Here is a 22736-nt window from a genome sequence, read left to right on the forward strand (position 1 = left end):
AACCGCCCCCCTCCACCCTCCCTTCTCTCTCCCTCACTGGAGGAACGCCATGCGCGCTGTCCGAATCCATGAGTACGGCGGCCCCGAGGTGCTGCGCACCGAAGAGGTGCCGATACCGGAACCGGGGCCGGGTCAGGTGCTGATCGCGGCCGAGGCGGTCTCCGTGGGCTTCGCCCAGACCCAGATGCGACGGAACGTCTTCCCCGCCCCCATGTGGCGCCCCGAGTTCCCCGTCACCCTCGGCGGCGACGTCGTCGGCGAGGTCGTCGCCCTGGGGCCCGGCGTGACCGGGATCGCGACCGGCGACCGGGTCGGCGCCTTCACCCTGCACGGCGCCTACGCCGAGTACGTCGCCGTCGACGCGGACACCGTGCTCCCGGTCCCCGCCGAGCTCGACGCCGCGCAGGCCACGGCCCTTCCCGCCCCCGGGCCCATCGCCATGGGCACGATGGGCACCGCCGGCCTCGCCCCCGGGGAGAGCGTGCTCGTGCACGCCGCCGCGGGAGGCATCGGGCACCTCGCCGTCCAGCTGGCCCGGCTCGCCGGGGCCGGCACGGTCATCGCGACCGCGGGCACGCCCGAGAAGTGCGCCTACGCCCGCACCCTCGGCGCGGACGTGGCCATCGACTACAGCCGCCCGGAATGGCCGGACGCGGTACGCGAGGCCACCGGCGGGCGGGGCGTCGACGTGATCCTCGACAGCGTCGGCGGCGACGTGCTGCGGCAGGGCGTGGGCCTCCTCGCCCCCTTCGGCAGGCTCGTCTTCTACGGTTCGGCAGGCGGCGGCCTCGGCATTCCCACCGTCTCGCCCATGGAGCTCATCGGGATGCGCTTCCTCACCGGATTCGCCCTCTCGGCGTGGCGGAACGCGCGGCCCGAGCGGTACCGGGCCGACCACGACACCCTCACCGCCCATCTCCTCGCGGGCACCGTCCGGCAGACCGTGCACGCGACACTGCCCCTGGAGGACGTCGGCAAGGCGCACGAGATCGTCGAGAGCCGCGCCCAGTCGGGCCGCATCGTGCTGCTCACCGGCCGCGCGACCCGGACCACCGGAGGTGCGGCATGAGGATCCTCTTCGTCGCGGGGCCCAGCCCGGCGACCGTCTTCGGACTCGCCTCCCTGGCCGGCGCCGCCCGCCAGGCGGGGCACCAGGTGATCGTGGCCGGTACGGAGGAGCTCGTCCCGCACATCACGGGCATCGGGCTGGCCGGTGCGGCGGTCACCCCGCGCACCTGGGAGAGCCTGATCCGCACCGACCGGTCCGGGCAGCCGGTGCCGCGGATGCCCCGGGGCGTCGAGCCGGAACGCCGCCACCACGGGGGCTGGTTCGGCAGGCTGGCCGCCGAGAGCCTCCCGGGGCTGCGTGAACTCGCCGCCCGCTGGCGCCCCGACGTCGTCGTCGGCGGCAGCATGTCGTACGCGGCGCCGCTCCTCGCCGCCCACCTCGGGGTCCCGTACGTCCGCCAGGCCTGGGACCTGTACGACACCCGGGGCGTCGACCCGTACGCCGCGGAGGAACTCCGGCCGGAGCTCGACGCGTTGGGTCTCGGCGGGCTCCCCGGTCCGGAGCTGCGCGTCGACGTCTGCCCGCCGAGCCTGCGGCCCCCGGACGCCGACCCGGCGCAGTCGATGCGCTGGATCCCGTACAACCGGCAGTTACCGCTCGAACCGTGGATGTACGCCCGGGGCGACCGGCCCCGGGTCTGTGTGACCTCGGGCAGCCGCGAGACCGAGGCCAACCGGGACTTCCTCGGCCGGCTGGTGGCGGACCTCGCGACCTTCGACGCCGAGATCCTGGTGGCGGCCCCCGAGGAGGCGGCGGCGCGGCTGCGGGAGACCGCGGGTCACCGGGTGCGGATCGGCTGGATGCCCCTCGACGTCGTCGCTCCGACCTGCGACCTGATCGTCCACCACGGCGGGGGAGTCACCGGCATGACCGCGCTGGGCGCCGGGGCGGCCCAACTCCTGCTGCCCCGCTGGGACATCTTCGCCTCGACCATGCGCCGGACCGCCGAACTCGGCGCCGCCCGGGTCCTCTTCCCCGAGGACGCCACACCCGAGACCGTCCTGGGGGCGTGCCGGGAGCTCCTGGAGGAGTCCGGCCCCCGGAAGCGGTCCGGTGACATCGCCGCCGAGATCGCCGCGCTGCCGGGGCCGGCGGAGGTGGTGACGGTGGTGGAGCGACTGGTCGTCTGACGCGGGGAGTCCGGGCGACGGCCGGGCACGCCGCCGGGGGCGGTCACGGGGTGACCCGTGACCGCCCCCGGGGAGGACGTCCTGCGCGCGAGGCGCGTCAGCCGACGTTCGTCGTGCTGAAGGCGACAGGGGTCGCAGGGTTGGCGTAGCACTGGAACGGGTCCCACTGGTTGTTCGCGGGGTGCAGCCGGTTCCAGCCGAAGGAGCGGTTCTCGAAGCTCGAACCGCCGGGGGCGGTCTTGACCGTGGCCGGGGTGGCGGGTGCGCGCAGGGCGACCACCAGGGTGGGCAGGTCGAACTCGACGCCGCCGGCGATGCTGTCGGGCGAGGTGACGACGAACTCGGCGCCACGGCGCTCGACATGGAACGACGCCGAGCCGAGGTTGCTGCCGCCGACGAGCTTGTAGCCGAGGACGCGGGCCTCGGGCGACACCTTGTAGGCGACCTCGATGTCGGTGAGCTCCTTGTTGTACTCGCCGAGCGCCAGGATCGGGGCGGGGTCGAACGACACGTTGAACACGGAGCCGGGGGAGACCTGCGCCGGGGCCGTGGTGGTGAAGTTCCGGGAGTACCCGTTGATCGGGAACCACGTGCCGTCGTACCGGCTCTGGCACACGTAGCCGACGGTCGACGTGGTGCTCGTGCCCGGGTTGGTGGCGCTCGCCGGAGACGCGGCGCCCAGCATTGCGGTGGCCGCCGAGATGCTCAGGGCGGCGGCGATCCCCGCCGCGCTCTTCTTCTTCATGGTGCGTGTGGCCTCTCTCGCTGCGGTACGTGGGCCCCTGCCCCGTGACGGGGAGCAGGGAGGCCGGTGGTGCCGGCGAGACGAAAGCATGGTCGGGCCGCTCGAAGGGACCTCGTCGCCCGATCGAGGAGAACTCGAAGTTCCGCTTATTCGGGGCCGGTTCGACCGCTTCGAGCGCGCTTCGAACGGCCTTCGAGACCCGGAGGCGACGGTCGGCCGAGCAGGGTTCCCCGCGCCTTTCGGAGTGGAGCCCCCTCGACACCCTTCGCACGGCACACCTCTTGGAGGCCTCCATGACTCAGGCGAACGGCCGCGTGGCCGTGGTCACCGGCGCGACCAGCGGCATCGGATGGGAGATCGCATCCCGCCTGGCCGAGACCGGCCACCGGGTCTACCTCTGCGCACGGTCGGCCGACCGGCTCGCCGAGGCCGTCAAGCAGCTCCAGGACCGCGGCTTCGACGCCGACGGCAGCACCTGCGACGTCGCCGACCCCGACCAGGTCACCGCCTTCGTCACGGCAGCCGTCGCCCGCTACGGCCCCGTCGACGTGCTGGTGAACAACGCCGGCCGGAGCGGTGGCGGCATCACCGCCGACGTCACGGACGAGCTCTGGCTCGACGTCGTCAACACCAACCTCAACAGCGTCTTCCGGATGACGAAGGCGGTGCTCACCGTCGGCGGCATGCAGGGGAGGAAGCGCGGCCGCATCGTCAACATCGCCTCCACCGGCGGCAAGCAGGGCGTCCTCCACGGCGCCCCCTACTCGGCCTCCAAGCACGGCGTCGTCGGCCTGACGAAGGCCTGGGGCCTGGAGCTGGCCAAGACCGGCATCACCGTCAACGCCGTCTGCCCCGGCTTCGTCGAGACCCCCATGGCGGAGAAGGTCCGCACCCACTACGCCGGCATCTGGGGGACCACCGAGGAGGAGGCCTTCGAGCGGGTCACCGCCCGGGTGCCGATCGGCCGGTACGTCGAGCCCTCCGAGGTCGCCGCGATGGTCGAGTACCTCGTCGGCGACGGAGCCGCCGCGGTCACCGCGCAGGCCCTCAACGTCTGCGGCGGCCTCGGCACCTACTGACCGCGTCCGGGGCCGCCCCGGACGCGCCCGCAACCAGCACCTCAGGGAGCCCCCATGCCAGCCACCCAGCCGACATCGCCGTCCCCGGACGCCGTGCGCGAGGCCGCCGAGACGGCCGCCAAGTACGCGGCGGCCGCCGAGGCCGACCGGAGACTGCCGGCCGAGGTCGTCACCCCGATCCTGGCCGCCGGATTCGCGCGGCACTTCGTCCCGGCCCGCTGGGGCGGCTCGGCCGGCACGTTCCGCGCGCTGCTGCCCGCCGTCGCCGCGATCGGGGAGAGCTGCACCTCGGCGGCATGGTTCGCCTCGCTCGCCGCGAGCGTCGGCCGCCTCGCCGCCCACCTCCCCGTCGACGGGCAGGCGGAGATCTGGCGGGACGGGCCGGACACCCCGCTCGTCGGGGCCCTCGCCGCGGCCGGCACCGCCGAGCGCGTCCCCGGCGGCTGGCGGGTCAGTGGCCAATGGCCGTACGTCAGCGGGATCGACTCCTCCGCCTGGGCCCTGGTCTGCGCCCGGGCGGCCGACGGCGAGCGCCGGGAGCCGCGCTTCCTCGCGGTGCCCCGCGCCTCGTACGCGATCGGGGACTCGTGGTTCAACGTCGGACTGCGCGCCACCGGCAGCAACACCCTCGTCCTCGACGGCGTCACCGTCCCCGACGCGCGCTCCGTCGCCCTCGCGGACCTCCTCGCCGGCAAGGCCCCCGACGCCGAGGCCCCCTGCCACCGCGTCCCCATGAAGGCCGCCAACGGACTGACCCTGGCGGCCCCCCTGCTCGGCGCGGCCCGCGGCGCCCTGCGCCACTGGTCCGGCCTGTCGCGCGACAAGCTCCGGGCACCCGCCGCCGCCGTCACGGGCGCCGCCGACCGGTCGCCGTACGAGCTCACGCTCGCCCGCGCCGACGGCGAGATCGACACGGCCGCCCTGCTGCTCGACCGCGTGGCCGAGGTCGTCGACGGCGGGGCCGTGGACCCGGTCCTGACCGCCCGCAACGGCCGCGACTGCGCGCTGGCGGCCGAGCTGCTCGCGAACGCCGTCGACCGGCTGCTGCGCTCCTCGGGCAGCCGGGGTCAGTCCGACACCGAGCCGCTCCAGCGGTTCTGGCGGGACGTCAACGCCGGAGCCGGCCACAGCGGCCTGCAGTTCCCGCCCGTGGCGAGCGCGCTGGCCCGCGCCTCCGGGGCCCTCGACACCACCCCGTGACCCGTGCGCGCACGTGACCGGCCGGAAGCCCCGTACCGAGTGACCACGCGCACCGATTGACCACGTGCACCGAGCGACACACCCGCACCGAGCGACACACCCACCCCGAGCGACACACCCACCCCGAGCACCACACCCGCACCGACCAGCACACCCGCGCCGAGCAACACCCGTACAGCAGAAACGAGAAGGGAAAACGCACCCGATGTCGTGCATCCAGCGAACGACGGCAGGCCCCGAGGGCCACGCCCTGTCCCGCTACCCGGCGGAGGGCTCCCGATGAGCCGCCGCGTCGTCGTCACGGGGCTCGGCGTGCGGGCCCCGGGCGGCTCGGGGACGCGGGAGTTCTGGGACCTGCTCAGCTCCGGCCGCACCGCCACCCGCAGCATCACCTCCTTCGACGCCTCCGCCTGCCGCTCCCAGGTGGCCGGCGAGATCGACTTCGACCCCGCCGCCGAAGGCCTCTCGCCCCGCGAGATCCGCCGCATGGACCGGGCGGCGCAGTTCGCCGTCGTCTGCGCGCGGGACGCCGTGGCCGACAGCGGGCTCGCCTTCGACGGCATCCGCCCCGAGCGGATCGGCGTCAGCGTGGGCAGCGCGGTGGCGGCGGCGATGTCGCTGGAGAGCGAGTACCGGGTGCTCTCCGACCAGGGCCGCGAATGGGAGGTCGACCCCTCCTACCTGACCCCCCACATGTACGACCACATGGTGCCCGGCATCCTCGGCGCCGAGGTCGCCTGGACCGTCGGCGCCGAGGGGCCCGTCACCGTCGTCTCGGACGGCTGCACCTCAGGACTGGACTCGGTCGGCTACGCCTGCCGGCTGATCCAGGAGGGCTCCGTCGACGTCATGCTGGCGGGCGCCACCGACACCCCCCTCACCCCGATCGTCGCCGCCTGCTTCGACGCCATCAAGGCGACCACGCCCCGCAACGACGACGCGGAACACGCCTCGCGCCCCTTCGACCTCTCCCGCAACGGCTTCGTCCTCGCCGAGGGTGCCGCGATGTTCGTCCTGGAGGAGTACGAGAGCGCGGTACGCCGCGGAGCCCGGATCTACGCGGAGGTGAGCGGCTACGCGACCCGCCTCAACGCCCACCACATGACCGGCCTCAAGACCGACGGCCGGGAGATGGCCGAGGCCATCCGCGTCGCCCTCGACGAGTCCCGGATCGACCCGACCGCCATCGACTACGTCAACGCCCACGGCTCCGGCACCAAGCAGAACGACCGCCACGAGACGGCCGCCTTCAAGCGGAGCCTCGGCGAGCACGCCTACGCCGTGCCCGTCAGCTCCATCAAGTCGATGGTCGGCCACTCCCTCGGCGCCATCGGCTCCATCGAGATCGCCGCCAGCCTCCTGGCCCTCACCCACCAGGTCGTCCCGCCCACGGCCAACCTCCACACCGCCGACCCGGAGTGCGACCTCGACTACGTCCCGCTGACCGCCCGCGAGGCGAAGCTGCGCAGCGTCCTCACCGTGGGCAGCGGCTTCGGCGGATTCCAGAGCGCGATGGTGCTCCGAAGGACCGAGGAGGCCGCGGCATGAGCGACCGAGCCCTGATCACCGGCATCGGCGTGGTGGCCCCCAACGGCCTCGGCGTCAAGGAGTACTGGAACGCCACCCTCGAAGGGCGCGGCGGCATCGCCCCCCTGACCCGCTTCGACGCCTCCCGCTACCGCTCCCGGCTGGCCGGCCAGATCCTCGGCTTCGACCCGGCGGACCACCTGCCCAACCGGCTGCTCCCGCAGACCGACGTCTCCACCCGCCTCGCCCTGGTCGCCGCCGAACACGCCCTCGCCGACGGCGGCGTCGACCCGGCCGAGCTCGTCGACTTCGACATCGGCGTCATCACCTCCAACGCCTCCGGCGGATTCGCCTTCACCCACCGGGAGTTCGCCAACCTCTGGTCCAAGGGGCCGGAGTTCGTCAGCGTGTACGAGTCGTTCGCCTGGTTCTACGCGGTCAACACCGGTCAGGTGTCCATCCGGCACAAGCTGCGCGGCCCGGGAGTCGCCCTGGTCGCCGAGCAGGCCGGCGGTCTGGACGCGCTGGGCCATGCCCGCCGTTCCCTCCGGCTCGGCACCCCGCTCGTCGTCACCGGCGGCGTCGACTCGGCCCTGGACCCCTGGGGCTGGGCCGCGCACCTGTCCGGCGGGCTGATCAGCGCGAGCGACGACCCGGACCGGGCCTACCTCCCCTTCGACACCCTCGCGGACGGCCATGTACCCGGCGAGGGAGGCGCGTTCCTCATCATGGAGGACGAACGGGGCGCACAGGCAAGGGGAGTGGACCGCGTCTACGGCGAACTCGCGGGGTACGCGGCCACCTTCGACCCGCCGCCCGGATCCGGACGGCCTCCGGCGCTCCGCCGCGCGGCGGAGCTGGCGATCGCCGACGCCGGCCTCGCCCCCTCGGACATCGGCATCGTCTTCGCGGACGCGGCGGGAACCGCGGAGCTGGACCGGACCGAGGCCGAGGCGATCACCGGGATCTTCGGCTCCCACGGAGTCCCGGTCGCCGCCCCCAAGGCGCTGACCGGCCGACTCCTCGCGGGCGGCGGCCCGTTGGACGTGGTGACCGCCCTGCTCGCCCTCCGTGACGGGCTCGTCCCGGCCGTGCCGTACGAGGGGGAGACCCCCGCCGCGTACGGCCTCGACCTGGTCCGCGGGACACCCCGGCCGACCTCCGCCCGGGCGGCCCTCGTGCTCGCCCGGGGCCGCTGGGGCTTCAACTCGGCCGTCGTCGTCACGGTGCCCGGCCATGGCTGACGGTGCCCCGCGCCTCGTCGAGGTCGCCGACGGGGTCCACGCGTACATCCAGCCCGACGGCGGCTGGTGCCTCAACAACGCGGGCGTGATCCGCACGGACGACGGCGCGATCGTCGTCGACACGGCCGCCACCGAACGCAGGGCGCTGCGGCTGGGGGAGAGCGTCGACCGCCTCGCGGCCGGTCCGCGCCGGACGGTGGTCAACACCCACTTCCACGGCGACCACACCTTCGGCAACGGCGTCTTCGGGCCGGACGCCACAGTGATCAGCCACGCCCACACCCGGACCGACATGGCCGAGACCGGACTCGCCCTGACCGGCCTGTGGCCGGACGTGGAGTGGGGGGACGTCGAGGTCGTCCTGCCCGACGTCACCTACTCCGGCGGCATGACCCTGCACGCCGGTGGCCGGCGCGTGGAACTGCTGCATCCCGGCCCCGCGCACACCCGCAGCGACACCGTGGTCTGGCTGCCGGCGGAGCGGGTCCTGTTCACCGGGGACGTCGTGATGCCCGGCTGCACGCCCTTCGTCCTGATGGGAACGGTACGGGGCTCCCTGGAGGCCCTGGAGCGGCTGCGCGCGCTGGACCCCGTCACGGTCGTGGGCGGCCACGGACCGCTCGCCGGCCCCGACGCCCTCGACGCCACCGAGGAGTACCTGCGCTGGCTGGGGAAGGTCGCGGCGGAGGGCGCCGCGAGCGGCCTCACCGCACTGGAGACGGCCCGGACGTGCGACCTCGGCGCCTTCGCGGGACTCCTCGACGCCGAGCGGCTCGTGGGCAACCTGCACCGCGCCCGGCAGGAGCTGGACGACGCGGAACTCGCCGCGCCGCTGGACGTCGTCGGGGTCTTCGGCGAGATGGTCGCTTACCACGGAGGCCTGCCGGCCTGCCACGCGTGACGGCGGGGACGGGGGCGGGGACGGAGGTCTACGTCCTCGCCCCGCCCCCGTCTACGTCCCTGCCTCTACCCCCGCCCCCGCCCCCGCCCCCGTCTACGTCCCCGTACGGATCGCGCGGACCGCCGGTGCCGTCGAGTGCGGCAGCAGGTCCGCCGGGTGGTCCGGGCGGAGGACCTCCACCGCGACCTCCTCCCGGAAGCGGTACGGGCGGTGCGCCAGGACGCCGCTGAGGTTCCGGCGTACCCGGGACATCTCCGCCCGTACGGTCACCGTCCTCGTACGGTCCCCGAACACGTCGTCCGCCAGCTCCGCCGCCGTCCGGCCGTCCCGGTGCAGCGCCAGGACGTAGAGGAGCTCCGCGTGCCGGGGGCTGAGCTCCTGCTGCCAGCTGCCCGCCTCGCCCGAGACGGCCACCGTCCAGCGGCGCGGCCGGCTCAGGTCCAGGACCACCCGGCTCGCCGCGTCCGCGCCGGGCCCCGGCTGCCGGGTCTCCTCCTCGACCCGCAGCAGCCAGCCGCCCGGCAGCGGCTCCACCGCGCACAGGCCCAGAGAGGGGAGCCACACCCGCCCGGCGCGGAAGGACTTGGGCAGCGGGATCCGGTCCACCGGCGCGAGCCCGGTCACCGCCGCCGTCCAGCCGTGGATGTCGACCGCGACGGCCCGGCCGCCCACGCGGCACAGGATCGGCGCGGCAACGGCCCGAAGGCGTTCGACCGAGCGGCGGTGCCGTTCCCGCATCTCGGCCTCGGCGAGCTGGGCGACCGAGGCAACCAGGGCCAGCATGGCCGGATGGAAGCTGGACGCCGGTCCACTGACGTCCAGGATCCCCAGGAGCCGCTGATCGCGCGGATCGTGCACGGGCGCGGCGGCGCAGGTCCAGTTGTGCAGCGTGTGCACGTAGTGCTCGGCGGAGTGCACCTGCACCGCCCGGCCCATCGCGAGCGCCGTGCCGACCGCGTTCGTCCCGGTCGCGTGCTCGGTCCAGGCCGCGCCCTCCTCCAGGCAGATGCCGTTGGCCTGCCGCAGCACCGAGAGGTTGCCCTGGCGCCACAGCACCCGGCCGTGCTCGTCGGTGACCACCATGATCTGGAGGGAGGTGTCGGCGATGCCGGCGAGGCCGCTGCTGAGCGTCCGCATCACCTCGGAGAGGAGCGTGCCCCTGCGCCGCTGCTCCAGTTCGTCCCGCTGCAGCAGCACGCTGCTCGTGCTCTTGTCGGGGTCGAGACCCAGCCGGGCCATCCGCTGCCAGGACGCGTCGATGACCGCGCGGGGCGCGATCGGCGGCGTACGGCCCGCGAGGGTCTCCTCACGGACCCGGTGCAGCAGTCGGGCGGCCTGGGCGGCGTCCATGGCGGCCAGCCGCCTCATGTCGAGCTGAGTGTTCTTCATCGGTCTCTCCCAGCCACCCACGGTGCTGTATCGGTTCTGCACGGGGCAGATGTCCGGAGTGTCGCTGCCCATGGTGCCGTTCGGAACCACCTGACGCGGCCCGGTTCGGGTAATCCTGCAACCCTTTGCAACTCTGGCGATCGACAGCCCCCGTGCATGAGGGTGGTGTGAGCGGTGGGTGGTGCCGTGTCGGCGCAGCACCACCCCCGCTCTCTCCGCGCGTGCCGACCCTCTCGGGTCCACCCCTGGTACGCGCGGCCCAAGAGCCCGGCACTCGTGGGGCATCGGCCCGTACGGTCCTCAGACCGACACCCGAGCCCGCTCCACCACGGCCCGCAGGTCCAGGGTGTGCGGCAGCGTCCCGAACGTCGACCCTCCGTCCCCGCCGAGCCGCGACGCGCAGAACGCGTCCGCGACCTCAGGCGGCGCCCACCGCACGAGCAGCGAGCCCTGGAGCACCAGCGCCATCCGCTCCACGAGCCGCCGCGCCCGCGCCTCGACCCCCTCCAGATCGGCCAGTTCGACCAGGAGTTCCCGGATCGCCCGGTCGAGCCGGTGGTCCGCGCCCCGCGCCGCCCCCACCTCCCGCAGGAAGGCGTCGAACGAGGCCGGCTCGGTCCGCAGCGCCCGCAGCACGTCGAGCGCCTGGACGTTCCCCGAGCCCTCCCAGACCGAGTTGAGCGGCGACTCCCGCAACAGCCGCGGCAGCCCCGACTCCTCCACGTACCCGTTGCCGCCGAGGCACTCCAGGGCCTCCGCCACCACCGGTGTGCACCGCTTCGTCACCCAGTACTTCGCCACCGGCACGGTGATACGGAGCAGAGCCCGCTCACGCTCGGCGTGGCTGCCGCCGCCGGTTTCGCCGGCGGCGTCGATTGCGGTGGCGTCGTCGATTGCGGTGGCGTCGTCGGTTTCCACCGCGTCGTACGCCGCCGCCAGCCGCATCGCGAGCACCGTCGCCGCCTCCGACTCCAGGGCCAGATCGGCGAGCACGTTCCGCATCAGCGGCTTCTCGATCAGCACCCCGCCGAAGGCCTGCCGGTACGCGCAGTGGTGCACGGCCTGCGCCACCGCCTGCCGCATCAGCGCCGCCGAGCCGAGTACGCAGTCGAGCCGGGTCGCCGCCACCATCCCGATGACCGTCCGCACCCCGCGCCCCTCCTCGCCGACCCGGCGCGCCCAGGTCGTCCCGTCGAATTCCACCTCGGCGGAGGCGTTCGACCGGTTGCCCAGCTTGTCCTTGAGCCGCTGGATCGCGAACGCGTTGCGCGAGCCGTCCGCGAGGACCCGGGGCAGCAGGAAGCAGGTCAGCCCCGCCGGAGCCTGTGCGAGGACCAGGAAGGCGTCCGACATCGGTGCCGAGCAGAACCATTTGTGGCCCGTCAGGACGTACTCCCCGTCGGCCGCCAGCGGGCGCGCCTCCGTGGTGTTCGACCGGACGTCGCTGCCGCCCTGCTTCTCCGTGAGCGCCATCCCGAGCAGGGCCCCCGGCTTCTCGGCGACGGGCCGCAGCTCCCGTTCGTACACGTGCGAGGCCGCGGCCGGCTCCCACACCTCCGCGAGCTCCGGCTCGGCGCGCAGCGCGGGCACGGCCGCGTGCGTCATCGACAGCGGGCAGACGTGCCCCGCCTCCGCCTGCGACACCACCAGAAGCCCCGCGGCCCGCCGCACATGACCACCCGGACGGCCCCACGCGTCGGTCAGCCCGGCCCCCACGGACCTGCCGAGCAGCCGGTGCCAGGCCGGATGGAAGTCGACCTCGTCGATCCGGTTCCCGTACCGGTCGTGGGTCCGCAGCCGCGGCGGGTACGCGTTCGCCAGCTCCCCCCACTCCCTGACCTGCGCGGACCCGCTCGCCCGCCCCAACAGGGCCAGCTCCTCGCGGGCCTCCGTCAGGATCGCGGGCGCGAGGTGCCGCTCGACCGCCTCCGCCAGCGGCCGATCGGACGTGAAGACGTCGTATCCCGCCAGGGGCGGAGCCTGGTTGGTCACGGTGTGGGTGCTCCCTGCCATGCCGATACGGTAAGCAGGTGCAGGCAGCAAGAGAAACACCCGAACGGCCCGAGGGGCCCGACCGGCCGGATGGGACGGATCGGACGGATCACTCGAACCGGCAGGACCGGTCCGAGCGGCGGCCCTGGAGCAAGCTCCACCGAGCGCGCGTCCTCTACCGCAACGTCTCCAAGCGGAAGATGGTCTGGCTCCTCCTCAAGGACACCGTCAACTCGTGCATCGAGTACCGGATCCTCGGCCTCGCCGCCGAGGCCGCGTTCTTCACCCTGCTGTCGCTGCCGCCCCTGCTCCTCGGCCTGATCGCCCTCCTCGGCTACGCCGACGACTGGACCAACACCGACACCGTCGCGAGCATCGAGGAGAACATCCTCCGCGCTGCCGGAACGGTCCTCTCCGACCGGGGCGTCCACGACATCGCCAAACCGCTCCTGGACGACGTCACCCAGGGCAAACGGCCCGAGCTGGTCTCCCTCGGCTTCGCCATCGCCCTCTGGTCCGGATCGCGCGCGGTGAACGTCTTCATCGACACCATCACCGTCATGTACGGACTCGACGGCCACCGCGGCATCGTCAAGACCCGGCTCCTCGCCTTCCTGCTCTACATCGTGGCGCTGATCATCGGCGCCGTCGTGCTGCCCCTCGCGGTCGTCGGCCCCGACCGGGTCGTCGAGCTCGTCCCCTGGGGCACGGAGGTCGTCGCCGTCCTGTACTGGCCGGCCGTCATCCTGCTCTCCATCGCCTTCCTCACGACGCTCTACCACGTGTCCGTACCCGTCAGATCGCCGTGGATCGAGGACATCCCCGGCGCCCTCGTCGCGCTCGGGATGTGGGTCTTCGGCAGCTTCCTGCTGCGGATCTACCTCACCAGCCAGGTCGAGGGCCCGACCATCTACGGCTCCCTCGCCGCCCCGATCGCCGTCCTCCTCTGGATCGGCATCTCGGCCTTCGCGGTCCTCGTCGGCGCCGCGGTGAACGCCGCCATCGACCGCGTCTGGCCCTCCGTCGCCACCGCCGCGGCCCGTGAGGCCAACGAACGGGCCCGCGCCGTCCAGGCCGCCGAACTCGTCGCCCGGGTCCGCGCCGAGGCGGAGGACGTCGACGAGGACGACCCGGACATGCCCTCGGAGTTCCCCGAGCGCTGGTCCAAGTTCCTGCCCCCGGACGACGTGAAGTCGCGCATCCACTCGGGCTGGGAGAAGGAGTAGCCCGACGGCCCTGCCGCAGGCCCGAAGGCCGGACGAGGAGCGCCGGGCCCGATCGGCAGGACGACCCCCTAGGATCGCGGGCACGGCGGAGCCGGCACCGGCACCGCAGCGGCCTTGGGGGGCTTCATGATCAGGCTCACGCCCGTCGAACGGGATCTCCACCGTGCGTTGAGCACGCGGGCGCGGGAGGCGGATCCGGCGAAGCCCGCCGAGGCCTGCCTCACGTACAAGGAACTCGGGCTGCTCGTCGACCCGGAGGGTACCGCGACCGGGATGTCGAGGCCGCCGTTCCGCACCATGTTCCCGGCCCTCGGGAACGTCAGCGCGTACGAGGTGGAGCAGCGCCGGCCGCTGCTCTCCGCCCTGGTGGTGGCACAGAGCTCCGGCACGCCGGGGCCGGGCTTCGTGGAGATGGCGCGGTACCTCGGGGTGACCGTCCGCGACCCGGAGGCCTTCTGGGAGGAGGAGGTCGCGGCCGTGGTCCGGTTCTGGAGCACGTACGAACCCGTGCTGCTCATGGACGCGGCGGTCCACCGGCTCGAAGGCGAACTGGCCGCGCTGCGGGCCGCGGTGGCGAGGCTCGAAGGTCCCGCCTGAGCGAGTCCGGCGGCGAGCCGAGGGGGCCCGCGATAAATCGGTGGCGCCGTGTTTCAGGGGCGGGCTATGGTTCTGCTCGTTCCGGGGCGCGGCGGTCGCCGCTCCCGGGGACGGTGTCGGTTCGTCGTAGAAGAAGCAGGAGGTGAGGACATTGATGACTGTCATGGTGACGGGCTCTGCCCGCATTCAGGAGTTCATCGTTTCCACCCCTGTGGTCTCCGGCTGACACCCACTCGACTTCCGCGCGCAGAGCGCGCCGCCGGGGCCACCCTTCGAAGGGTCCCCCTTGTTCCACGCTTCGCTCCACCCGTCCTCCCTCTCTTCCGACTCCTCCGACGCTCGGCACCCGCTCGCCGCCCATGGCTGGGACGAGGGCTGGGAAGCCGAGTTCGCCCCCTACGCCCGACAGGGCCTCCTCCCCGGCCGGGTCGTCCGCGTCGACCGAGGCCAGTGCGACGTCGCCACCGCCGAGGGGATCGTGCGCGCCGACACGGCGTTCGTGACCCCGCACGACCCGCTCCGGGTCGTCTGCACCGGTGACTGGGCCGCCGTCGACCCCGAGGGCGTCAGCGATCCCCGGTACGTACGGACGCTGCTGCCGCGCCGTACGGCCTTCGCGCGCTCCACCTCCTCCAAGCGGTCCGAGGGCCAGGTCCTCGCGGCCAACGTCGACCACGTCGTCATCACCGTCTCGCTCGCCGTCGAGCTGGACCTCGGCCGGATCGAACGCTTCCTCGCCCTGGCCTGGGAGTCCGGCGCCCAGCCGACGGTCGTCCTCAGCAAGGCGGACCTCGTCCCGGACGCCACCGGGCTCTCCTACCTCGTCGAGGACGTGGAGACCGTCGCCCCCGGCGTACGGGTCGTGCCCCTCAGCTCGGCCACGGGAGAGGGTCTCGACGAGCTCTCCGCGGTCGTCGCGGGCGGCACGACCGTCCTGCTCGGCGTCTCCGGCGCCGGCAAGTCCACCCTCGCCAACGCGCTCGTCGGTACGGACGTGATGACCGTCCAGGCCGCCCGTGACGTCGACGGCAAGGGCCGCCACACCACGACCACCCGCAACCTCTTCGTCCTGCCGGGCGGGGGAGTCCTCATCGACACCCCCGGGCTGCGCGGGGTCGGCCTCTGGGACGCCGAGACCGGCGTCGGCCAGGTCTTCTCCGAGATCGAGGCGCTGGCGGCCGAGTGCCGCTTCCACGACTGCGCCCACGAGGCGGAGCCCGGCTGCGCGGTGGCGGCGGCCATCGAGGACGGTTCGCTGCCCGTGCGCCGCATGGAGAGCTACCGCAAGCTGCTCCGCGAGAACCAGCGGATCGTGGCCAAGACCGACGCCCGCCTGCGCACCGAGATCCTCAAGGACTGGAAGCGCAAGGGCGCGGAGGGGCGCGCGGCCATGGAGGCCAAGCGCGGGCGCGCCCGGTAGGGGCACGCGTGGTGTTCCGTCGGGGTCCGGGGCCCGTCCCCGGACCCCGGATCCGCCGTTCTCGCGCTGCGCGTCCCCGAGCGCAGCGCCGTGTCCGAAACCCGCCAGCCGGGTGTCGTCGGTTCCCGCACACTGGGAGACGTGACCGAGGAAGACACCCGCTACGAGGCGGTCAGCAGCAGGGACGCACGGTTCGACGGCGCGTTCTTCTTCGCCGTCCGCACCACCGGGATCTACTGCCGGCCCAGCTGCCCGGCCGTCACCCCGAAGCGCCGGAACGTCTCCTTCTTCCCCACGGCCGCCGCCGCCCAGGGCCACGGCTTCCGGGCCTGCCGCCGCTGCCGCCCGGACGCCGTGCCGGGCTCCGCCGCCTGGAACGTCCGGGCCGACGTCGTCGGCCGCGCCATGCGCATGATCGGCGACGGGGTCGTCGACCGCGAGGGCGTGCCCGGACTCGCCGGACGCCTCGGCTACAGCACCCGCCAGGTGCAGCGCCAGCTCACCGCCGAGCTCGGCGCGGGACCCGTCGCCCTCGCCCGCGCCCAGCGGGCGCACACCGCGCGCCTGCTCCTCCAGACCACGGGCCTGCCCGTCACCGAGATCGCCTTCGCGGCCGGATTCGCCAGCGTCCGCCAGTTCAACGAGACCATCCGCGCCGTCTACGCCCGCACCCCCACCGCCCTGCGGGAAGAGGCGGGCACCGGCGCGGGAGCCCGTACCGCGCTCGCCGCCGGGGTGCCGCTGCGGCTCGCCCACCGGGGGCCGTACGCCGCCGGTGAGGTCTTCGACCTGCTCGCGGCCGAGGCCGTGCCCCGCGTCGAGGAGGTCGTCGGCGCCCCCGGCACCCGCACCTACCGCCGTACCCTCCGCCTCCCGTACGGCACCGGCGTCGTCTCCGTCGACGAGCGCTCCGCCGGGCGCTGGCTCGACGCCCGCATCCACCTCACCGAGCTGCGGGACCTGACCACCGCCGTCCACCGGCTGCGCCGCCTCTTCGACCTCGACGCGGACCCGTACGCGGTCGCCGAGCGCCTCGGCGCCGCCCCCGGGCTCGCCGCCGAGGTCGCCGCCCGGCCCGGCGTACGCTCCCCGGGGACGGCCGAGCCGGAGGAGTTCGCGCTGCGGACCCTCCTCGGGCCCGGGGAGTCGGCCCGGCTCGTCGAGGCGCACGGCACGCCCCTGGCCACCGCCTGCGGCACCCTCACCCATGTCTTCCCGGCGCACGCCGACCTGACCGGCCACCCCGTCGCGGGCCCGCTGGCCCGCGCGCTCGCCGACGGAGCCGTACGCCTCGACCCGGGCGCCGACCGCGACGAGGCCGAGCGCGCGCTGCTCGCCGTCCCCGGCGTGAGCCCCGAGGCCGCCGCCCTCATCCGGATGCGTGCGCTCGGCGACCCGGACGTGCCCCCGGCGGGCGTGGCCGACACGGAGGAGTGGCGCCCGTGGCGCTCGTACGCGGCCCGCTACCTCGGGACCGCCCCGTAGGAGGCGCCCGGCGGACCAGGGGCCGGGGGATCTTTCAGGGCGTGCCCCTCAGGGCCTGTCCGGCCGCCAGGACCGGCCGGAGCGCCCGGCTCAGCCCCAGAGCACCGCGCCCGCCCAGGCCCCCACGATCAGCAGGCACGAGAAGAGCTCGACGAGGACGCTCGTTCCGGCCGCCCGCATCACCGTCCGGGTCGCCGCCCTGGCCTGGCCGTGGCCGCCGAGGCGGAGCCGTTCCGCGAGGTAGATCCCGCCGACGAAGCCGGGGATGGCGCCGAGCACCGGGACCAGGACGAAGCCCAGGAGCGCGCCCACGCCGGCGTAGACCACCATCCGCCGGGTGATGCCGACGCCACGGAAGCGGCGCGGTGGGAGCTGCCAGACGACCACCTGGGTGAGGAGCAGCAGACCGGTCGACGAGGCCAGCAGGAGCCAGGCGAGGTCCGTCCGCTCGTGCAGTGACCACCAGAGCATGGCCGCCCACACCAGCCACGTCCCCGGCACGCCGGGCGCCAGCACCCCGAACAGGCCGAGCAGCATCACCGTCGCGACCATCAGGAGCTGCCACACACCCATCTGCCCAGGGTGCCGGAATCCCGGTGTTCGCGCAGGTCAAGGCAGACGGACGGAGTACGAGGACGTCAACCCGCCGACGGCGGGGGCGGCGGCCACCGGATTCCGCTCGCCCGGCCTCCGCTCAGCCGCGGGCCACCCAGCCCTTCTCGTACGCGTGCCAGCCCAGCTGGAGCCGGGTCGTCACCCCGGTCAGCTCCATCAGCCCCTTGACCCGCCGCTGCACGGTCCGCAGCCCCAGGTCGAGCTGCTTGGCCACGCTCGCGTCCGTCATCCCGGCGAGCAGCAGCGACAGGATCTCCAGGTCCATCACGTCCGGGCCCGGCACCTCCTCCTCGGTGATCTGCGCGCCCGCCCCGAGCCGCAGCGGCAGCGCCTCCCGCCACACCGACTCGAAGAGCCCCATCAGCGATTCGAGGAGCCCGCTCGCGTGCACGACGATCGCCGCCGGCTCCGCGCCCCGCCCGGTCAGCGGCACCATGGCCAGCGACCGGTCGGCGACCACCAGCTTGGTGGGCACGCGGTCCGCGACCCGGATCCGCTCCTCGCGGCCGAGCGCCGCCGACAGTTCGAGCAGCCCGGAGGGAAGGGTGAGCACCTCGCGCTCGATCACCACCCGGTAGCGCACGCCCCGCCCCGCGGCCATCTCCTCCGCGTCGTTCTCCATCCCGGTGACCGCGATGGGCTTGCCCGTCACGAGGGCGCAGACCTCCTCCGTCGCCCCCAGCTGGAGCTGGAGGAAGCGGTGGGTGACGGCGCTCGCTCCGGTCACCACCTCCACCAGGTCGTGGACGGCGGCCTCCGCGGCCTCCGCCCGGTACTCCTCCGCCAGCAGCGCCGCCGCCAGCTCGGCCTGCTCCAGCTCGTGGCGCTGCTGGGTCAGCAGCGCGCCCAGCGCGACCCCCGGGGGCGCCGCCACCCACCGCCCGGTCCTGGCCGAGGACTGCGCGGCGAGCCCCTGCGACTCCAGCCGGCGCAGCGCCCGCTCGGTGTCCCGTTCGGGCATGGCGAGCCGGTGCGCGAGATCGGTGACCTCGGCCGCGCCCAGCGCGACCAGGGCGCGGTACGCGGACTCCTGGCGTTCGTCGAGCCCTATCGCTCCCAGCATGGTTGCCCCACCCCTCGCCGTACGTCCGGCGGACGCCCCGGATCTTCTCGGGACATTCACCGGAGGCATTCGTTCCGTTGGTGACCTGGCGGGAAACGGCCACGGCGTATTCCCGCCTTGCCCATCATCCCTGTACCGCCCTCACCTCTGCCAATGTGGCGCCACCGCAGCACCAACAGCCTCCGGAGACGGGTGTCTTATGCCTTATTTCCGGAATCAGATGGGGAGAGCGATGCGCCCGATTTCGCGTACGGCCCTGGGGGCGGCGACCGCCGCCGTCCTGGCCGTCACCGCGGTCGCGCCGTCCATGGCGAATGAGCCGCAGGACGACACGGCCGGCAAGCGACCGCTGGTAGGCAGCGAGGCCTCGGCCCGCGCCGGCGACCGGACCGCCACGGTGACGCTGGTCACCGGAGATCGCGTCCTGGTCACTCGGGACGCCGACGGGAACCCGGCCGCCACCGCGCTGCCCCGCGAGGACGGCACCGTCCCCCTCGTCCAGACCCGCCGCTCCGGCCAGGACCTGTACGTTTACCCCGAGGACGCCACCGACGCGCTCGCCGCCGGCCGCGTCGACGAGGAGCTCTTCAACGTCACCGGGCTCGTCCGCCAGGGCTACGACGACGCCTCCACCACGACGCTCCCTCTCATCGCGGTCTACGGCTCCGACCTCGCCCGCTCGGTCCCCGCCGCCCCGCGCGGCGCGCAGCGCGGCCAGGTCCTGAAGACCGTCGACGGCGTCGCGCTCAAGGCCGACAAGAAGCAGGCCGCCACCTTCTGGGCCGACGTGAACACCCCGGGGGCCCGCTCCGCCGCCGGCATCGAGAAGCTCTGGCTCGACCGAAAGGTTCAGGCCACCCTGGAGCAGTCGACGCAGCAGGTCCACGCACCCGAGGCCTGGGCCGCCGGCTACGACGGCACCGGTACCAAGGTCGCCGTCCTCGACACGGGCGCCGACACCGAGCACCCCGACCTCAAGGGCCGCGTCACCCTCTCGGAGAACTTCACCGACTCCGAGACCGCCGACGACCGCCAGGGTCACGGCACCCACACCATCTCCACCGTCGGCGGCTCCGGCGCAGCCAGTGGCGGCAAGAAGAAGGGCGTCGCCCCCGGCGCGGACCTCCTCAACGGCAAGGTCCTCAACGACTCCGGATCCGGCGCCGCCTCCTGGATCATCGCCGGCATGGAGTGGGCCGTCGCCCAGGGCGCCGACGTCGTCTCCATGAGCCTCGGCAGCTCCGTCCCCACCGACTGCACCGACCCGATGAGCGCCGCCGCCGAGGAACTCGCCCAGAGCAAGGGCACGTTGTTCGTCCTCGCCGCCGGAAACTCGGGCCCGACCCTCAACACGGTCTCCTCGCCCGGCTGCGCGCCCAGCGTCCTCACCGTCGGCGCCACCGACCGCGACGACTCCACCGCGTACTTCTCCAGCCGCGGCCCGACGATCGTCAACCACACCCTCAAGCCCGAGATCGCCGCGCCCGGCGTCGCCATCTCCGCGGCTGCCGCCGGCGGCCGGGGCGTGTACGCCTACCAGTCCATGTCCGGTACGTCGATGGCCACCCCGCACGTCGCGGGCGCCGCCGCCATCGTCAAGCAGCGCCACCCCGACTGGACCGCCCAGCAGATCAAGGCCGCCCTCGTCTCCTCCGCCGAGAGCGACCTCCCCGGCGACGTCCGCGAGGTCGGCGGCGGCCGGCTCGACGTCAAGGCCGCCATCGACCAGACGGTCCTCGGCGCCTCCGCCGTCCAGGGCGGCACCTTCAACTGGCCGCAGGACGACAGCGACCGCACCACGGTCTCCGTCCCGTACACCAACACCTCCGACGCCCCGGTCACCCTGAACCTGGCCGTAGAGACGGTCGCCGGCAACGACGGCTCCCGCGTGCGGAGTTCGGTCGCCCGCCTCGGCAAGCGCACCGTCACCGTCCCGGCCGGCGCCACCGTCCAGGTCCCGCTGGAGCTCACCCCCGACGCACGCCTGGAGCGCGCCCAGTACGGCGACGTCACCGGCCGCGTCCTCGCCACCAGCCCCGGCGGCATCCACGTCTCGACCCCGTTCTCGCTCTACGTCGAGCCCGAAACCGTCACGTTGCGCGTCAAGTTGATCGACCGTCAGGGCAAGCCGGCCGATGGCGCCTCCTCGCTCGACGTCATCGGCACCGACGACGCCAGCGGCGAGCGCCGCTTCAACGACGGCGCCGGCGACCAGGTCTACCGCCTGCGCCCCGGCAGCTACTTCCTCTCCTCCTTCGTCACCACTCCCGACGCCGGCGAGGGCGCCAAGCTGAACGACTCGCTCAGCTACCTCGGCCGCCCGCAGGTGGAGCTGAAGAAGGACACCACCGTCGTCCTCGACGCCCGCAAGGCCCACAAGCTGTCGGTGAAGACCGACAAGGCCACCGAACTCCGGGGCGCCACCCTCGTGTTCTCCCGCTCCTGGGACGACACCTGGCTGCACGCCGGCACCGCCGCCGGGCCGCGCACCCTCCGCGGCTACTACGCCTCGGTCGAAGGCTCCGCCGACGACGGCGACTTCGAGTTCGGCAGCTACTGGCGCGCCGCCGCCCCGCAGATCACCTCGCTCCGTACGGGCGACGGCCTGACCCTGCACCCCCTCACCGGCACCCTCGGCTCCGACAACCTCGACGGCACCGGCTCCGCCCGGCTCGTCGACGCCGGAACCGGCACCCCGGACGAACTGAAGGCCGCCGGAGTCCAGGGCCGTATCGCCCTCGTCCGACTGCCCGACGACTCCACCAACGCGAGCACCCTCGCCCGGAACGCCAAGGCCGCCGGCGCCGTCGCCGTCGTCGCGTACCACTCGGCCCCCGGCCGCTGGTACCCGGCCGGTGGATTCGCCGGCCTCGGCCTGCCGGTCCTCTCCGTCCCGTCCGACGAGGCGACCGCGCTCCTGGGCAAGCTGGCGGCCGGCGAGGTCACCGTCGCCTGGCAGGCCACCGCGAAGAGCCCGTACGTCTACAGCCTCGCCTTCCCCGAGACCGGAGCGATCCGCGACGACCGGACCTACCGGGTCCACGACGGCGAACTGGGCCGCACCGACGCCACCCACGGGTCGGCGGGCATCGCCACCGACTTCGTGGACTTCCCGTCCGCGCGCCGTCCGGACGGCGTCCGCATCGGCTTCGCCTCGCTGGAGGCGGTCCCCGCGCCCGGCGCCCGCACCGAGTACTACTCGGCCGGTGACACGACCTGGGAGCCGATGGTCGGCAGCAGCTTCCCGTTCGGGGAGATCATGATCGGCACCCCGCACACGTACACGCCCGGGGAACGGCGCACCGAGAACTGGTACGACGGCGTCATCGCCCCCACCGCCCCCCGCGACAGGACCGGCGAACCGGTCCTCGTCGCCGAGCGGCAGGGCAACCTCATAGGCTTCGCCGACGCCATCTGGGGCGACAACACCCACTACGCCGAGCCCGGTTCCTTCGGCGACATCGGCAACCTCCGCCTCAGCCGCGACGGCGAGGTCCTCGGGGAGACCGGCTGGCCGTTCGGCGCCTTCGAGGTACCGTCCGAAGCCGGGACGTACACGCTCGAACAGAACACCATGAAGATCGGCAGCAAGGTGTGGGCCCGCTCCACCTCCGTCAACTCGGTGTGGAAATTCACCTCCAAGCTTGACGAGAGCGTCTATTCTCAGGGCATCCCGATTCTCTTCCCCCGGTACGACCTTCCGGAGGACGGACTCAAGACCCTCGCCGCGACCGACGGCCGGCAGATCGGCCTCACCGCGACGGGTCACGCGGGCTACACCCCCGCAGCGCTCACCTCGGCCAAGCTCTCGTACTCCTACGACGGAGGCACGACCTGGACCGAAGCGCGGGTCTCTCAGCAGGGCGGTCACTGGACCGCGACCGTCAACCACGCGGGCGCGTCCGGCAAGCCGGTCACTCTGAAGACCGAACTGACGGACGCCAACGGCAACTCCGTCACCCAGACCGTGGTCCGCGCTTACGACGTGCGCTGATCACGACGGTCCGCCGGGCGTCCTTCCCGTGGGGGGTGGGGTCGCCCGGCGGACCACTCA

The 22736-nt window shown here is 73.6% G+C and carries 17 protein-coding genes; 12 read left to right on the forward strand and 5 right to left on the reverse strand.

The features are described from left to right. Positions 1 to 49: 49 nt before the first annotated feature. Together OG580_RS28470 and OG580_RS28475 are read left to right on the forward strand one after the other, a co-directional pair. The gene (locus tag OG580_RS28470) at positions 50 to 1069 is read left to right on the forward strand and encodes an NADPH:quinone oxidoreductase family protein (RefSeq protein WP_267046501.1); all 1020 of its coding nucleotides are present in this window, start codon (positions 50 to 52) and stop codon (positions 1067 to 1069) included. Beyond that, entirely contained in the window at positions 1066 to 2199 is a 1134-nt protein-coding gene (locus OG580_RS28475; protein WP_267046502.1) for a nucleotide disphospho-sugar-binding domain-containing protein, read from the forward strand. Before OG580_RS28470 ends, OG580_RS28475 begins: the two co-directional genes overlap by 4 nt. Before the next feature lie 97 nt (positions 2200 to 2296). On the opposite strand, the gene OG580_RS28480 is transcribed toward OG580_RS28475, so the two are convergent. After that, positions 2297 to 2944, reverse strand: a complete 648-nt coding sequence (locus OG580_RS28480; RefSeq protein WP_267046503.1) for a hypothetical protein — start codon at positions 2942 to 2944, stop codon at positions 2297 to 2299. A gap of 293 nt (positions 2945 to 3237) precedes the next feature. Here OG580_RS28480 and fabG point away from each other — a divergent pair, with 293 nt between their 5' ends. From fabG to OG580_RS28505, 5 genes are all read left to right on the forward strand, one after another. Continuing rightward, a complete protein-coding gene (gene fabG / locus OG580_RS28485; protein WP_267046504.1) occupies positions 3238 to 4023 on the forward strand; it encodes a 3-oxoacyl-ACP reductase FabG in 786 nt (261 codons plus the stop codon). A 54-nt stretch (positions 4024 to 4077) separates the two neighbouring features. Then, positions 4078 to 5223, forward strand: coding sequence for an acyl-CoA dehydrogenase family protein (locus OG580_RS28490; protein ID WP_267046505.1), 1146 nt, complete (start codon positions 4078 to 4080; stop codon positions 5221 to 5223). Positions 5224 to 5502: 279 nt separating this feature from the next. After that, entirely contained in the window at positions 5503 to 6771 is a 1269-nt protein-coding gene (locus tag OG580_RS28495; protein WP_267046506.1) for a beta-ketoacyl synthase, read from the forward strand. Next, entirely contained in the window at positions 6768 to 7994 is a 1227-nt protein-coding gene (locus OG580_RS28500; protein WP_267046507.1) for a ketosynthase chain-length factor, read from the forward strand. Before OG580_RS28495 ends, OG580_RS28500 begins: the two co-directional genes overlap by 4 nt. Next, complete coding sequence (locus OG580_RS28505) at positions 7987 to 8895, forward strand: MBL fold metallo-hydrolase (RefSeq protein ID WP_267046508.1); 909 nt, start codon at positions 7987 to 7989, stop codon at positions 8893 to 8895. The genes OG580_RS28500 and OG580_RS28505 overlap by 8 nt, the downstream gene beginning before the upstream one ends. Before the next feature lie 93 nt (positions 8896 to 8988). On the opposite strand, the gene OG580_RS28510 is transcribed toward OG580_RS28505, so the two are convergent. Continuing rightward, on the reverse strand, positions 8989 to 10284 hold the full coding sequence (locus OG580_RS28510; protein ID WP_267046509.1) for a GAF domain-containing protein: 1296 nt from the start codon (positions 10282 to 10284) through the stop codon (positions 8989 to 8991). A 300-nt stretch (positions 10285 to 10584) separates the two neighbouring features. Continuing rightward, on the reverse strand, positions 10585 to 12297 hold the full coding sequence (locus OG580_RS28515; RefSeq protein ID WP_267046510.1) for an acyl-CoA dehydrogenase family protein: 1713 nt from the start codon (positions 12295 to 12297) through the stop codon (positions 10585 to 10587). A gap of 179 nt (positions 12298 to 12476) precedes the next feature. Between OG580_RS28515 and OG580_RS28520 the strand changes: the two genes are divergently transcribed. The 4 genes from OG580_RS28520 to OG580_RS28535 all read left to right on the forward strand — a co-directional run bounded on the left by OG580_RS28520 (position 12477) and on the right by OG580_RS28535 (position 17004). Continuing rightward, the gene (locus OG580_RS28520) at positions 12477 to 13502 is read left to right on the forward strand and encodes a YihY/virulence factor BrkB family protein (RefSeq protein ID WP_267048159.1); all 1026 of its coding nucleotides are present in this window, start codon (positions 12477 to 12479) and stop codon (positions 13500 to 13502) included. 126 nt (positions 13503 to 13628) lie between these two features. Next, positions 13629 to 14099 (forward strand): hypothetical protein, encoded by a 471-nt coding sequence (locus OG580_RS28525; RefSeq protein ID WP_267046511.1) that lies wholly within the window; start codon positions 13629 to 13631, stop codon positions 14097 to 14099. A 286-nt stretch (positions 14100 to 14385) separates the two neighbouring features. Then, a complete protein-coding gene (gene rsgA, locus OG580_RS28530; RefSeq protein ID WP_267046512.1) occupies positions 14386 to 15519 on the forward strand; it encodes a ribosome small subunit-dependent GTPase A in 1134 nt (377 codons plus the stop codon). 132 nt (positions 15520 to 15651) lie between these two features. Continuing rightward, the gene (locus tag OG580_RS28535; protein ID WP_323182690.1) at positions 15652 to 17004 is read left to right on the forward strand and encodes an AlkA N-terminal domain-containing protein; all 1353 of its coding nucleotides are present in this window, start codon (positions 15652 to 15654) and stop codon (positions 17002 to 17004) included. 90 nt (positions 17005 to 17094) lie between these two features. On the opposite strand, the gene OG580_RS28540 is transcribed toward OG580_RS28535, so the two are convergent. Further along, entirely contained in the window at positions 17095 to 17577 is a 483-nt protein-coding gene (locus OG580_RS28540) for a DUF456 domain-containing protein (RefSeq protein ID WP_267046514.1), read from the reverse strand. A 121-nt stretch (positions 17578 to 17698) separates the two neighbouring features. Next, positions 17699 to 18682, reverse strand: a complete 984-nt coding sequence (locus OG580_RS28545) for a LuxR family transcriptional regulator (protein WP_267046515.1) — start codon at positions 18680 to 18682, stop codon at positions 17699 to 17701. Between the two features lie 232 nt (positions 18683 to 18914). Here OG580_RS28545 and OG580_RS28550 point away from each other — a divergent pair, with 232 nt between their 5' ends. Further along, positions 18915 to 22676, forward strand: coding sequence for a S8 family serine peptidase (locus OG580_RS28550; protein WP_267046516.1), 3762 nt, complete (start codon positions 18915 to 18917; stop codon positions 22674 to 22676). Positions 22677 to 22736 lie beyond the last annotated feature (60 nt).

The organism is Streptomyces sp. NBC_00094 (genome assembly GCF_026343125.1).
Lineage (GTDB): Bacteria > Actinomycetota > Actinomycetes > Streptomycetales > Streptomycetaceae > Streptomyces.